Raw genomic sequence first — 12,444 nt, 5'->3', positions numbered from 1 at the left:
GCGAAGCGGTTAATCCGGACCAACGGCTAGGCCCAGAAACGGAAAACCCCCGTAAATACGGGGGTTTGCGCGTTGTGTCAAACTTTAATAGCGTGTGTCAGACTTTAACCTTATGTGTCAATCTTTAATCCGAACAGCCATTGGTGTTACGGATTAATAAACTTTGTCACAAAAGCTCTTGGATTCCGCGGCCGAGCGGGGGCGCTGATCCTGGAGAAGAGAGAATAAAGGTTGTCACAAAGCATAATCTTTCAAAAATTCTTGGGCTTTTCCGTTTAATAAAGGTCGTCACAACAGTAAAGGTTGTCACAGCAAAGGTTCAGCCAAAGAAAAATCACAAGGATATATCGTGCAAAAACCCCGGAAAAATTATGATGGTATCTTTGTACACAGAGGTAATCGGTACGAGCTTCTCCTGTTCACAGGTACTAAGTCTGTCTCATGCCCCCTCTTCACTCTGCCAGCACACAGTCCTAGATCGGGCCTTACAGTCCGGTTGGAAGCGATTCTCGGCTGCGCGGCGAAACAAGCAAAGGGCCAGTACAGCGAGCTCATGACGCAGCCCCACCGATACGTCATCAGAAGAAATTTCCATTGCCCGGCAAGCTGAGTTCTTACATCTGCGGTGGCCTGGTGTGCGTTTCACCGTGGCAGTCACGGCACCATGCAAAGAGGGCGTCTTACAGAATCCGGCCATGTTTGAGCATTTCGTGGTCATCCGTGTAGCAGCGAAACAGCCCCAAAGAAATGGCGTAAAGCCCCGCCGACTGGGGCGTGAGATCCAGCCTGGACGTGTCCGCGCCACGGACGATTTCGGCGAGCTTGGCCAGAGTGGGATCATCGAGCTGGTACTTCTTGAGGAAGGCGTCGAAGCTGCTTAACGGCCCGACATGGCTCAGGTCTACCCCTAGAATGTCATAGAGCGTGGCACCTTCATCACTTGCCACGCGCAAGACCTCGCTGCTGGGGACGTAGCGGAAAACCGGGACTGTATCGATGAAGCGCTGGATGAGCCAAGGACAGGCGATCCGATCGATCTTTGGACGTTCACGCGTTACCCATTTCATTGGACACCCCACCGCCGGCAGGCGATGGGTCATGAAACACCGGCCGATGATGTCGGCCGGCAGTTGGTTTCAACCACGCAACATGTGGACTGCCAGGCCTGCCAGGGCGCAAGCGAATAGAACCTGAATGACACCCCGCTTAAAGCGGAATAGGGCAATTGCTGCAGCAACCGCTATCATCGCTGAAGGCCAGTCAAACGCCCCACTGAAGCCTTTTGGCCAAAGTACGTGGTAGCCGAAGAACATGGCGAGGTTCAGGATCACCCCCACCACAGCCGCGGTGATGCCTGTCAGCGGTGCAGTGAATTTCATCTCGTTGTGAGTCGACTCCACCACTGGGCCACCGGCAAGGATGAAGATGAAGGAAGGCAGGAAGGTGAACCAGGTCACGAGGCTCGCCGCGACTGCACCGGCAAGGAACGGGTGCTCCGCACCGAACATCGGATGCACGTACCCACCGATGAATCCGACGAAGGCAACCACCATGATCAGTGGCCCTGGCGTGGTTTCCCCCAAAGCGAGGCCATCGATCATTTGGGTTGGCGTCAGCCACCCGTAATGACCGACAGCGCCCTGGTAGACATAAGGCAGCACCGCGTACGCCCCGCCAAACGTCATCAGTGCAGCCTTGGTGAAGAACCAGCCCATCTGCGTCAGGCTGCCGTCCCAGCCAAACGACAGCGTTAGCAACCCCATGGGCAGCACCCACAGCGCTCCACCGACCAGCAGCAGGTGTACCAGATGTCCCCAGCTGAAACGGGCATGCTCAGGGGTTGGGGTGTCGTCATCGATCAGCGCCGGACCGAAGCTGTTCTTCGCGGCCCCATGACCGCCGCCGATCACGAACTTGCCGGGTGCGAAGCGGCCCCCCACATAGCCGATGATGGCGGCCACCAGCACGATCAGCGGGAACGGCACGTTGAGGGCGAAGATAGCGACGAACGAGGCGCCGGCCATAGCCCACAGCCAGCCGTTCTTGAGGGCTCGTGAACCAATCCGGTGTGCAGCGTGGACGACAATGGCGGTGACCGCCGGCTTGATGCCATAGAAAATGCCCGCGACTACCGGCACCTCGCCAAAGGCGACATAGACCCAGGACAAACCGATCAGGATGAACAGTGAAGGCAGCACGAACAATGCGCCGGCAATTACCCCACCCCAGCTGCGGTGCATGAGCCAACCGATATACGTTGCGAGCTGCTGAGCCTCGGGGCCGGGCAGCAACATGCAGTAGTTCAGCGCGTGTAGAAACCGTTTCTCGCTGATCCACCCCCTACGCTCGACCAACTCCTGATGCATGACTGAGATCTGTCCGGCAGGCCCGCCAAAGCTGATGAAGCCTAACTTGAGCCAGAACAGGAAGGCTTCATACAGACCGATCGGCTGCTGAGACGCTTGCGATGGCGGCTGTTCACTTACTGCGGAGGTGGTATCAACCATTTTGGGCTTCCTCGCTTGCGAAAGCCGTCAGCAGGCCATCGAAGATGCCTCCTGCGACCATTGTCAGTTGATCGTCATCGCCAATGCTCTCTCTCAATCCGGCGAGGACACGCTCGATACCGGGTGCTTCGGAAGGTTGTACGCCTCCCACATCCAGGTAGTGGATGACACCCGCCAGGCGTGCCAGGCCTGGCTGCTGAAAGGCGAAGCTCTCGATGAGGGTTTCGAAGGAAACCCGCTGGCCAACGTGGCTGAATCGGGCCCCATCAAAATCAAAGCCGAGCGCATCGCTTGGGCAGTCGCTGGGACTGTCCAACCAAATGAATTGGGCATCGGCATCAACGAAGCGACGGATCAGCCAGGCACAGGCCAACCGGTCTACCCAAGGACGTTTTCGCGTTGCCCATCGGCGACCTTGGTATTCGCTGCGCTCCAGCTGGTTGATCGCCTCATCGTGCGCACTCGGCTCATCAGAAGACAGAGCGCGGCTAATCGCGGTCTCAAGCTCCTGCAGGGCCGCGTCGGCTTGGGTCTTGAGTACACCTGGGAAGAAATCGATCGCTGCCAACTGGCCGAAGGCCTTCCTGAGCTTGCGCACCTGTCGGGCTGTCAGCAACGCATTATCCGGGGATAGGTCAGCTCGGCAGCCTGCAATTTCTTCCATCAGCTTGGCGTATTCATCGCTTCTGTCGAATAGCCCGCTGAAGCGCTCCTCGCGTTCTGGCAACGACAGCAGAAATGCCGTGCCGTTGATGGCTAGCACATCTCGCTCCACGGCTTCGAACGTTTCGCGGCCCGCGCTTTGTTCCGGCAGCAAGTACACACCATCGCGTAGCACGGCGGCGCCAGAGGCCTTCAGCGTTCTCCAGGCGCGCATTCGTTCGGTGGCGTTTGCTGTCGGCAGTCCCAAAATCAATAGCGACCAGCTAATCATGTAGAAAACTCAACATAAAATGTATCTTTTCCTACATTAAGCCAGTTTCGTCCAAATGCAACGGGTATTCATCGAGCGTGTCGAGCCGTATGGAATCGCGTTGACCATATCCCCCTGGGGGGGATACGCTGTTGTCGATCTGATGAAGTTCAGGCGATAGAGATCGCCTCCAGCCGTGCACGGAGGTGCCATGCTATCTGTCCTGAAAAACCGCACTTACAGGCACCTGTTCATTGCTCAGGTGATTGCCTTGATCGGCACCGGCCTGGCGACCGTAGCGCTTGGGCTTCTGGCCTATAATCTAGCCGGCGCGCAGGCCGGCGCCGTCTTGGGCACTGCGCTCGCGATCAAGATGGTGGCCTACATTGGCGTGGCGCCGATTGCCGGTGCGTTTGCCGAACACCTACCCAGAAAAGCCATGCTGGTCTCCCTCGACCTGGTCAGGGCAGCCGTGGCGCTGTTACTCCCGTTTGTCACCGAGATCTGGCAGATCTACGTGCTGATTTTCGTGCTGCAGTCTGCATCTGCCGCGTTTACGCCAACGTTCCAGGCCACCATTCCTGACATCCTCCCTGACGAGCGTGAGTACACCCGGGCGCTATCACTTTCGCGCCTGGCTTATGACCTGGAGAGTGTTATTAGCCCGATGCTCGCGGCAGCCCTGTTGACCGTGGTCAGCTTCCACAGCCTGTTCGGTGGCACCGTCGTGGGTTTCCTCGTGTCAGCTGCGATGGTGGTTTCAGCGGTATTGCCGGTAGCCGTTCGCGGGCCCAAGCGGAGCATCTACGAGCGGACGACCAAAGGCCTACGGATCTTCCTGCGTACCCCGCGCCTGCGCGGCCTCCTGGCCTTGAACCTCGCAATTGCTGCAGCCAGCGCGATGGTTATCGTGAATACGGTCGTGTTGGTTCAGGCGAAGCTTGGGCTGGATCAGAGCGCGATGGCCATGGCGTTGATGGCTTTCGGTGGCGGTTCGATGGTGGTGGCCATGCTGCTTCCGCGACTTCTTGAGCGTCTGGACGATCGTAAGGCCATGCTTGCCGGCGGAGCGATCCTGGTGGCTGGTTTGCTGATCGGGGCTTTCGTCTCCAGTTATTCGGCCTTGGTTGTTCTGTGGGTGGTGCTGGGCGCTGGATATTCCCTGGCACAAACGCCGTCGGGGCGGATCTTGCGTCGATCTTCTTCGGCTCAGGATCGACCAGCGCTGTTCGCGGCGCAGTTCGCCTTGTCTCATGCTTGTTGGCTGATTACCTACCCGCTGGCCGGGTGGCTGGGAGCCAGCGTCAGCCTCACTGCTGCGTTCGTTGGCCTAGGTCTACTCGCTGGGTTTGCGTGGACACTGAGCAAATGGATCTGGCATCCCGACCATGAGCACGAGGTTGTGTCGCATCAGCACGACGATCTTTCGGAAGATCATCCTCATGTCGCTGATGGAAAATCTCATGCGCACTCGTTTGTCATTGATGAGCTCCACCGGAAATGGCCACGGCGATAGCGCCCTCCATCCAGGGCGGTGGAGAGTCGCTGGGTCGGTGCTATTTCTTGAGCGCCTTCAGCCGCGCACTGGCTTTCTGTACGGCGGCCATCTTCTCCGGACGTTTCATGCGCTTCCACTTGCGGATTTCATCTTTCGACCGTCCGCAGCTTACACAGAGATCGCCCTTCAACTGACAGAGTGAAATACAAGGGTTCTCGATCTGCGAAGCCATGGATGAGTTACCTGTGGGCAGGATTGTGGCGCGTGAGTGCAGGCCGCCTCAGCGGCCCGCATCCACAGATTAGGCTTGGTGAATTTCGACGGTCAGGTGCCGAATTTCATGAACCGGCAACAGCCGCTCACGAATACTTTCAACACTGGTTGCGGCTTTGCCAACAACGCTGACGATAGCGGCGTGGGCGTCGGGGCCTACGCGCCAAACGTGAAGATCGCAGATGCGGACGTCACCCGGTTGCTCAATGAACTCGCGGATTTCCTGCGCTACGTGATCATCAGTTTTGTCCAGAAGGACGCCGGCAGTCACTTTCATCAGGTTCCAGGACCAGCGCCCGATAACAACGGCGCCGACGATGCCCATCACAGGGTCGAGCCAGACCCATCCAAGGTATTTGCCCGCCAGCAGTGCGACGATCGCAAGGACCGAGGTCAGTGCATCGGCCAGGACATGCACATAGGCCGATTGCAGATTGTTGTCGCCGTGCCCGTGGCCATGATCGTGGTGATGGTGGTGGTCATGCCCGTGATCATGGTTGTGCCCGTGGCCCAGCAGCAACGCACTCACGATGTTCACCAGCAAGCCAACTATCGCGATACCAATCGCGATGCTGAATTGCACTTCATTCGGTTGGAACAAACGGACGATCGACTCAGCACCCACTGCCAGGGCAACGAGTCCCAGGATCAGCGCCGAAGCAAACCCACCCAGATCGCCGACCTTGCCCGTACCAAAACTGAACCCAGAGTTGGTGGCGTGTCGCTTGGCATACGCGTATGCAGCGGCCGCGATGCCGAGCGCACCAGCGTGTGTGGCCATGTGGAAGCCGTCGGCGAGTAGGGCCATCGATCCGGTGATGTAGCCTGCGGCAATCTCACCCACCATCATTACAACGGTCAGCAACACGACCCAGAGCGTGCGCTTCGCATTCTCTTCATGGGAGGCACCGAGAAAAACATGGTCATGGGTGGTTGCCGTCGTGCTCATAGCTTGGATGTCCGAAGTCATTTTGAGTACCGCTGAATGGCTTCCAGGAGTTCTTCTACGCCCTTGCTGCGCTCTTCGTCAGTAAGTGACGGGTGAGCTACGTGCGCCCTGGCGTGATCCTTGATGATTTCGTCCAGCAACCCATTCATCGCTCCACGGGCCGATGCCACCAGTAGCAGGGTCTTGGCGCAGTCCTCTTCTTCCTGAAGGGCTTTTTCAATTGCCTGCACCTGCCCAGCAATGCGTTTGACGCGCTTGAGCAGCGCCTCTTTGTTCGATGCGAGATGGCCCATACCATACTCCCCCTATGTATATTGGCGCGGAGATTGTCATACCCCACCCCCCTATACAAGAGACCAGTAATCAGCAGGCGATTTTTGAGACGAGCGGGATGACTGGCGAACGTATCAACCGTCATCCTGAGGAGCGGTAGATAGAGCCTTCCTTGGCTCTAACCGGGGTATCAGTCGTGAGCGTGGCCATGGCCCGCGCTATCGTTCGACACCTCTGGCTCGGCATCGCCGCATGCGACGAGCAGGCCGAGGAGACCGATTACAGCGAGCGAACGTAGCAGTTTGATGGTCATGTCGTAGGTTCCACAGTGGTGAGATCAAAAAATTGATAGGTCGAGGCTCACTTCTAGTGAGCCTCGACCACGCGTCATTTCTTCAGGTTGAGATAGTCGCCAGTCGTGTTCAGCACAATGGTGACGTTACCCGTGGTACGGTTGCGCCAGAACCAGCCATGGGTGCCGTCGAAGAGCGCAGTCAGCTCACCCTTGTCGCTTTGCACCTGACGACCCTTGCTGTAGCTGTGGAAGTCGCCCTGGGCCGCGTCATAGGTTTCACCGTGGGTGTCGTGGTTGACCGGTCCCGAAGCATTCCACTCATATGCAACGACAGTTCCCTTACGCATTTCGAGCTTGATCTCGCGCCCTTCGCCTGGCTTGAGGGTCAAACTGACCTCGTCGGTTTTTGCCGCTGGCTGCACTGCTTGCTGGGCAGGCTGCACCGCTGCAACTTGTGGAGCCGGAGCGGGAGCAGCCTCGGGAACCGGTGCCGGTATTGCCGGCGCAGGTACAGCGGCTTTCGTAGCGGCCTCATCGGCCAAGGCTTCTTGGGCGAGGGAGATCTTGATCTCGCCCATCTGGGTAAGACCCATGGCTCGGCCCAGACCTGTTGGGTCGACGGCATACTCCGAAGGCATGACCACGGTGACCAGAAGGCCCATCGCGGCAGCGAAGGCGATGGCGGTGGATCGAATGAGCTGACGGCTGCTCGGCAGTTCGTTTGCCGAAGGAAGTGGGGAGTTGAACATGTTCAGAATCCTCAAGCGGTAACAATCAGGCCAGTCAGCTGATAACCCATCAGCAGGAAACCGGCGCTCATCATGGCAACGTTGGCGGTGTAGGCGTGACGCCAGAAACCACCGGTTCTTCTCCAGAAGCCCATCACGATCAGGATGGCGCTCAGCGCGAGCAACTGACCGATCTCAACCCCGACATTGAAAGCAATGAGGTTGGGGATCAGGCCGTCGGCCGAGATTTCGTACTCCTGGATCTTTGTTGCCAGGCCAAAGCCATGCAGCAGGCCGAAGACGAGCGTCGCGGCTTTGGTGTTCGGCTGGTAACCGAACCAGCGCTTGAAGGCCCCCAGGTTGTCCATCGCCTTGTAGACCACCGAGAAACCGATGATCGCGTCGATGATGTAGGAGCTGATGCTGATCTCAGTAAGCACGCCGAACAGCAGCGTGACCGAATGTCCAACGGCGAATAGCGTGACGTAGAGGCCCACGTCCTTGAGGCGGTAGAGGAAGAAGATGACGCCGAACAGGAACAGCAGGTGGTCATAGCCCGTCATCATGTGCTTGGCGCCCATGTAGATGAACGGGATCAGCATGACCCCCGAGCTTTCCTGGATGAATCCCTTGTCGCCTTCCGCTACGGCGTGTGCCAATGCCTCCGGCATGCCGATAAGCAATGACGCGACGAACAGGAACAAGAGGCAGATGGGATGGCGTGCACGCACAGCGAGCAAGCTCCCACCCGTTATCGAGTGTAAACGCATGGATCAATCCTTTTTGCAGTGATCGAGAGCCGCAAAGCGGCCAGGGTCAGGAAGCAAAAGCAGGACGAGGTGGGCGTTCGATTCGGAAGATAGGCGGGTGTGGTACCGAGTTGCCTGACCAGGCCAATGGCATGGACGGGCCGAAGATAGGTGTCAGTTGCGCAGCAGAAGAGAGCTGAGGGGTCTCGTGCTGGTGGTCGGGCGTGAGCGGGGCATGATAGTGGTCAGTGCAATGCGCGCAGCTCCATGAGGCCTCGCCATGGTCATGCCCATGCTTCATGTTCCCTGCTTCTTGGGCAGCGACTTGAGTCGGTACTGCCAACGAATAGGCGTGCCCCGTCCAGGCCAGCATAACGGCCATAGCCAAAGCCACGAGGATGGCTGATGACAGGAAACGACGGGACATTCAGATGCCTATGACGCTGATTCAACAGCAACGTTGCACGTTTGACCTAACCCCCTGGGGGGGATAGCATCGCCAGCGTAATGTATCGCCGACAGAGACTCAAGATATGTCCGATGATCACCAGCACGATGATGAACAGGGCCATGCCCATACTCACCAGAGCCATGAGGCGATCATCAAGCGCCTGAAGCGTGCAGACGGCCATCTGCGCAGCATCATTGCCATGATCGAGGATGGGCGCGAGTGTGTAGACATTGCCCAGCAACTGCATGCGGTTGAAAAGGCCGTCTGCCAGGCCAAGCGCACGCTCATCCAGGACCATATCGACCACTGTCTTGAGGACTCGGTTGCAGCCTTGAGCAAGGGCGATCGATCGGCCCTGGACGAATTCAAGCAAATTACCAAGTACCTGTAGGGCCGTGTTCGAGCTCACCAGCTACCTCGGCCTGTTTCTGGCAGCTTTTGCGGCCGCCACGCTGCTACCCATGCAGTCAGAAGCCGCGCTGGCCGCGATGCTAGTGTCTGAGCTGTACCTGCCCGTGGCGCTTGTCGCGGTGGCTACCGCCGGCAATGTGCTGGGTTCCGTGGTTAACTGGTTTTTGGGTCGAGGCGTCGAGCACTTCAAGCACAAGCGCTGGTTCCCGATTAGGGAGTCCAAGCTGGAGAAGGCACAAGTCTTCTACCAGCGCTATGGATACTGGTCACTGCTATTGAGCTGGGTACCCATTATCGGCGATCCAATTACGTTGGTAGCCGGGGTCATGCGCGAGCCACTTTGGCGGTTCACACTGTTGGTGACCTTGGCCAAGGGTGGGCGGTACTTGCTACTGACTCTTTTGGTACTCGGGAGCATGCCGTGACGTCAGATCCCATCCGTCACAGAGAGCGGCACACGGGCCAGGACCTGATCAAGTGGATCGCCTTGATTACGATGGTGCTCGATCACATGCGGTTGGCCTGGCCGGCTACCAGTAACCTGTTTGTCTTAGGCCGACTGTCCTTTCCTTTGTTCTGTTTGGCGGTGGCCATCAACGTTTCGCGGAACCAGCCTGGTGAGTTGTTTATCCGGAGTAATGGCCGGTATCTCGCCCTTTTGGTGTTGTTTGCGGCGCTATCAGAAGTGCCATACCGGATGGTCAGCACCTCAGGCACATTCAACGTCCTGGTCACGTTGGCGTTGGGTCTGCTGGTCGCTTGGGGAGTGCAGCACCGGACGCTCGAAAGCCTGGTACTGGCCGGCGGGGCGATTCTGGCTGCCTATTTGCTGAGCGAGCCGTTGATGTTCGGCTTTTATGGAGTGTTCGTGCCGGCAGCTCTGGTGCTCGCGATCAAGCGCCCCGAACTTTTCGCGTTACTGCCCGTCGCACTCTGTGCTGCTGCCAACTCTCGAACTGGCCTGTTCGAGCAAGCAGCGCAACTAGAACCATTCGCCATCCTCGCACTGTCGACCGCCGCTCTTGCACCTCTGCTCGGTTTGGCGCTGTTCTGGGCCCCATTGCCGTTCAAGGTCGTGCCTGTCAAACAGTGGAGCTATTGGTTCTACCCCGGCCACCTGGTGGCGCTACTGGGTATTCGCAACTTGCTTTAGCTGCTGGCTTTGCTTCTATGGCTGGCATCCTCAGGGTCAAGAACACCAGCGCTGAAGGACCTGCGGACCGCCTTAGTGACAGTGGCGCTCGCCCGTTTTGTGGTTGGTGTGGCAACCCTTGGAGTCGGTACCGCCGCTATGTGCGAAGGCAGTGACCGAGGAGAACGACAGGACTGCTGCGATCACGAGGTAAACGATTTTCATCAGGCTACTCCATGCTTGGTTTTTGTACGTGGCTTCGGCCACCGGCGAAGATTATGGCTAATTGCCTTCATACGGCAAGCGGCTGCGTCCCCGACGAGGTGTGGTCCAATGAAAGGGGTAATTACGGGCGTCGGGCTGGAGCCCGTGGAATTAAACGCTGCGAGAGTTTTAATTCTCTAAATCCAATCGTCCCGAGTCCCGTATACACCTACAGGCCTCCTAATGAGGCCCAAAGAGTGGTGAACTGGCGCTTGCGCTACAGCGCAGAACCCGATACGGGGAGCTAGTTGAAAAGCTCCAAGAAACGGCTGAAATTGACGGCAGCTATGGCAAGGCCACTCAGTACGATAACTGTCGTGTAGATCGGATGGTCTTTGACGATTTCAATCAACACAACAGGGTGCACCCCGTTCCGCTCGTACCATTTGGATTTCGTCTTCAAGGACTTGTCATGTGTCCGTTCGAAGAAGTTCGCAAACATATCGAGCTTCCTCAAGGTCGATTGATGCATTTTTATGTACTCAGCGTTCACAAAGGCGGCAGCCTCATCAGCGCCCGGCAGCGCGTCTTGGTCGCTGGCATTGTTGAGTTCAGCTAATGCCATGATCCTGCCTTTCCTTCCCTTGCTATCGGCATGCGGGGCATAATTTCTTCCATACAACGCAACCAGCTCACGCGCAAGGTCAACCTTCTTGTCATCCGGCAGCTCTACGGGTTTGCCGCCGAGTACCCGGAAGCGATGCTCAAGCGCAAAGAACCCGAAATTTTCGTCTCGCATATTCCAGTGCAGGAAACGGCAATCCTTGTGCTTATCAAGCCATTGGAAAAAGCCTTTGAGCATCGACTTTTCGAATTTATTGAGCTCTGCTTGCATGCTGGAGAGCTGTTTGCTGAGCTCTGCTTCTTTATGGATGGACCATGATTTGGTCTGGCCGGTTTTTAGGTTTCGTGTGGCGATGGAGGTCACACGTTTCGACTCCCCCGTATCGTTCTGATAAAACGATTCGCAGGAGTAGTGGATTACGTAAACTCGGTTCGCGTCGAGGTAGAGGTCTTCGATTAACGCTCTGCTCCTTTTGCGATCCTTTACCCGATCTAGCTCTGCTCCCACCACCTTCCCCTCAACCCAGTGCAATGTAGGCGAAGCTGGTGATTCTGCCCTCAAATGTGAGTACCCGCTAGATTTACCCCTAGCTTTGCCTTTGACTCTCCCTGAGGGTATACCGCCTGGGGATAACCAGCTTGCTTTGTCTTGGCGGATTGCCCTGCCGATTGACGTGGCCCACATAAGCCGCTTCAAATGCCGTCAGAACGCAGGACCATTCGCTCCCGTCGAGCTGGCTGGTGGGCGTGAGCCAAGAGGCGTATCCTACAAGCGCTTGCTCCGAGACTTGTTGGCCTACAGCCTCCCCTTGGAGACATCTGATAGCCCGCCGCCGAGGCGGGCTTCTTTGCTACCAGATCTGTACAGCAGCGCCTTTGGTTGGCTAGCTGCCCAAGCTAGGCTCTGCCAGAACGCATGCCCATAAGCGGTCTACCTGTCTCCCTAGGCACGCCGGTTATCGACGTACCCAAATCTTTTATCAGGCGCATGGAAAGCAGGCGGAGGTTTGGCGAAATTCGCTTACGCAGTCATTGCTTCGCAGGAATCTGCGCAGGTCATACAGGCCTGTGCGCATTGCTGACAGTGGTCAGCATCTCGGTGCGAAGGCCTGCCCGATCATTTAAGGCTGGAAAATCACTGCTTCTGAATGCTCACGATTTCGCGACGCTTCCCCCCATACGGAACCCAAATTTCACCTTGTCTCCTACGTTCAAGCCCTTCAGCTGTGCAGGCTCAGCTTGGATCCGTCCCTGAAAACGTTATGGAGTCATGAAAATGATTCCTCGACAGATCAGCGCCCAGCCGCGTGCCATCGCCCCGCTGCTACGCAGAACGATGGTGTGAAATTAAGAGGGAGTCAGACGCGGGGAGGACGCCATGGATCGGGGGGGAGAACCTGTCGCTATGCCTACAGCATAGGTATCGGCAGGTCGTGG

Annotated in this window: 15 protein-coding genes and 1 pseudogene; 4 read left to right on the top strand and 12 right to left on the bottom strand. The window is 57.4% G+C overall.

The genetic code is table 11. The annotated features are described in order from the left end of the window. Positions 1-680: 680 nt before the first annotated feature. The 3 genes from DM373_RS19095 to DM373_RS19085 are packed head-to-tail and all read right to left on the bottom strand — an operon-like array spanning position 681 to position 3,441. Positions 681-1,100 (bottom strand): chromate resistance protein ChrB domain-containing protein, encoded by a 420-nt coding sequence (locus tag DM373_RS19095; RefSeq protein WP_228759674.1) that lies wholly within the window; start codon positions 1,098-1,100, stop codon positions 681-683. 36 nt (positions 1,101-1,136) lie between these two features. Beyond that, positions 1,137-2,507, bottom strand: a complete 1,371-nt coding sequence (gene chrA, locus DM373_RS19090) for a chromate efflux transporter (protein WP_012316909.1) — start codon at positions 2,505-2,507, stop codon at positions 1,137-1,139. Further along, positions 2,500-3,441 carry a chromate resistance protein ChrB domain-containing protein gene (locus DM373_RS19085; protein WP_012316910.1) on the bottom strand — a complete coding sequence of 314 codons (942 nt, stop codon included), beginning with the start codon at positions 3,439-3,441 and terminating at the stop codon, positions 2,500-2,502. Before DM373_RS19085 ends, chrA begins: the two co-directional genes overlap by 8 nt. Positions 3,442-3,631: 190 nt before the next feature. On the opposite strand from DM373_RS19085, the gene DM373_RS19080 reads away from it, so the two are divergent. Further along, positions 3,632-4,936: an MFS transporter gene (locus DM373_RS19080; RefSeq protein ID WP_012316911.1), complete on the top strand. Its 1,305-nt coding sequence runs from the start codon at positions 3,632-3,634 to the stop codon at positions 4,934-4,936. Positions 4,937-4,976: 40 nt separating this feature from the next. Here the strand turns inward: DM373_RS19080 and DM373_RS19075 are convergent, their stop codons facing one another. From DM373_RS19075 to DM373_RS19055, 6 genes are all read right to left on the bottom strand, one after another. Next, complete coding sequence (locus DM373_RS19075) at positions 4,977-5,150, bottom strand: DUF1289 domain-containing protein (protein ID WP_012316912.1); 174 nt, start codon at positions 5,148-5,150, stop codon at positions 4,977-4,979. 69 nt (positions 5,151-5,219) lie between these two features. Then, positions 5,220-6,161 carry a CDF family Co(II)/Ni(II) efflux transporter DmeF gene (dmeF, locus tag DM373_RS19070; RefSeq protein WP_012316913.1) on the bottom strand — a complete coding sequence of 314 codons (942 nt, stop codon included), beginning with the start codon at positions 6,159-6,161 and terminating at the stop codon, positions 5,220-5,222. Then, positions 6,158-6,433 (bottom strand): metal/formaldehyde-sensitive transcriptional repressor, encoded by a 276-nt coding sequence (locus tag DM373_RS19065; protein ID WP_012316914.1) that lies wholly within the window; start codon positions 6,431-6,433, stop codon positions 6,158-6,160. Before DM373_RS19065 ends, dmeF begins: the two co-directional genes overlap by 4 nt. A gap of 170 nt (positions 6,434-6,603) precedes the next feature. Next, the gene (locus DM373_RS29445; protein ID WP_016489889.1) at positions 6,604-6,726 is read right to left on the bottom strand and encodes a hypothetical protein; all 123 of its coding nucleotides are present in this window, start codon (positions 6,724-6,726) and stop codon (positions 6,604-6,606) included. A 74-nt stretch (positions 6,727-6,800) separates the two neighbouring features. After that, the gene (locus tag DM373_RS19060) at positions 6,801-7,457 is read right to left on the bottom strand and encodes a hypothetical protein (protein WP_012316915.1); all 657 of its coding nucleotides are present in this window, start codon (positions 7,455-7,457) and stop codon (positions 6,801-6,803) included. Positions 7,458-7,468: 11 nt separating this feature from the next. Further along, positions 7,469-8,206, bottom strand: a complete 738-nt coding sequence (locus DM373_RS19055; protein WP_012316916.1) for a HupE/UreJ family protein — start codon at positions 8,204-8,206, stop codon at positions 7,469-7,471. 512 nt (positions 8,207-8,718) lie between these two features. On the opposite strand from DM373_RS19055, the gene DM373_RS19045 reads away from it, so the two are divergent. The 3 genes from DM373_RS19045 to DM373_RS19035 are packed head-to-tail and all read left to right on the top strand — an operon-like array spanning position 8,719 to position 10,200. Further along, positions 8,719-9,027: a metal-sensing transcriptional repressor gene (locus DM373_RS19045; RefSeq protein ID WP_012316917.1), complete on the top strand. Its 309-nt coding sequence runs from the start codon at positions 8,719-8,721 to the stop codon at positions 9,025-9,027. A 4-nt stretch (positions 9,028-9,031) separates the two neighbouring features. Continuing rightward, entirely contained in the window at positions 9,032-9,472 is a 441-nt protein-coding gene (locus DM373_RS19040) for a YqaA family protein (RefSeq protein ID WP_012316918.1), read from the top strand. After that, positions 9,469-10,200 carry a TraX family protein gene (locus DM373_RS19035; RefSeq protein WP_012316919.1) on the top strand — a complete coding sequence of 244 codons (732 nt, stop codon included), beginning with the start codon at positions 9,469-9,471 and terminating at the stop codon, positions 10,198-10,200. The genes DM373_RS19040 and DM373_RS19035 overlap by 4 nt, the downstream gene beginning before the upstream one ends. Before the next feature lie 72 nt (positions 10,201-10,272). Here the strand turns inward: DM373_RS19035 and DM373_RS19030 are convergent, their stop codons facing one another. The 3 genes and pseudogenes from DM373_RS19030 to DM373_RS29925 form a co-directional block, all read right to left on the bottom strand. Next, positions 10,273-10,404, bottom strand: a complete 132-nt coding sequence (locus DM373_RS19030; protein WP_016489890.1) for a YHYH domain-containing protein — start codon at positions 10,402-10,404, stop codon at positions 10,273-10,275. 283 nt (positions 10,405-10,687) lie between these two features. Then, the gene (locus DM373_RS19025) at positions 10,688-11,371 is read right to left on the bottom strand and encodes a hypothetical protein (protein ID WP_177336881.1); all 684 of its coding nucleotides are present in this window, start codon (positions 11,369-11,371) and stop codon (positions 10,688-10,690) included. A 657-nt stretch (positions 11,372-12,028) separates the two neighbouring features. Beyond that, positions 12,029-12,097, bottom strand: a pseudogene (locus DM373_RS29925) (four-helix bundle copper-binding protein); the annotation flags it as partial. Positions 12,098-12,444: the final 347 nt, after the last annotated feature.

The sequence above is a fragment of the Pseudomonas sichuanensis genome, from assembly GCF_003231305.1.
Lineage (GTDB): Bacteria > Pseudomonadota > Gammaproteobacteria > Pseudomonadales > Pseudomonadaceae > Aquipseudomonas > Aquipseudomonas sichuanensis.
Note: the sequence above shows the minus strand (reverse complement) of the source record. Positions and strands in the feature narration are given on the sequence as shown.

What these genes read in the sequence shown, in the direction of transcription:
- DM373_RS19095 (WP_228759674.1), bottom strand. Translation starts at nt 1,100, where the DNA reads ATGACCCATCGCCTGCCGGCGGTGGGGTGTCCAATGAAATGGGTAACG.
- chrA (WP_012316909.1), bottom strand. Translation starts at nt 2,507, where the DNA reads ATGGTTGATACCACCTCCGCAGTAAGTGAACAGCCGCCATCGCAAGCG.
- DM373_RS19085 (WP_012316910.1), bottom strand. Translation starts at nt 3,441, where the DNA reads ATGATTAGCTGGTCGCTATTGATTTTGGGACTGCCGACAGCAAACGCC.
- DM373_RS19080 (WP_012316911.1), top strand. Translation starts at nt 3,632, where the DNA reads ATGCTATCTGTCCTGAAAAACCGCACTTACAGGCACCTGTTCATTGCT.
- DM373_RS19075 (WP_012316912.1), bottom strand. Translation starts at nt 5,150, where the DNA reads ATGGCTTCGCAGATCGAGAACCCTTGTATTTCACTCTGTCAGTTGAAG.
- dmeF (WP_012316913.1), bottom strand. Translation starts at nt 6,161, where the DNA reads ATGACTTCGGACATCCAAGCTATGAGCACGACGGCAACCACCCATGAC.
- DM373_RS19065 (WP_012316914.1), bottom strand. Translation starts at nt 6,433, where the DNA reads ATGGGCCATCTCGCATCGAACAAAGAGGCGCTGCTCAAGCGCGTCAAA.
- DM373_RS29445 (WP_016489889.1), bottom strand. Translation starts at nt 6,726, where the DNA reads ATGACCATCAAACTGCTACGTTCGCTCGCTGTAATCGGTCTCCTCGGC.
- DM373_RS19060 (WP_012316915.1), bottom strand. Translation starts at nt 7,457, where the DNA reads ATGTTCAACTCCCCACTTCCTTCGGCAAACGAACTGCCGAGCAGCCGT.
- DM373_RS19055 (WP_012316916.1), bottom strand. Translation starts at nt 8,206, where the DNA reads ATGCGTTTACACTCGATAACGGGTGGGAGCTTGCTCGCTGTGCGTGCA.
- DM373_RS19045 (WP_012316917.1), top strand. Translation starts at nt 8,719, where the DNA reads ATGTCCGATGATCACCAGCACGATGATGAACAGGGCCATGCCCATACT.
- DM373_RS19030 (WP_016489890.1), bottom strand. Translation starts at nt 10,404, where the DNA reads ATGAAAATCGTTTACCTCGTGATCGCAGCAGTCCTGTCGTTCTCCTCG.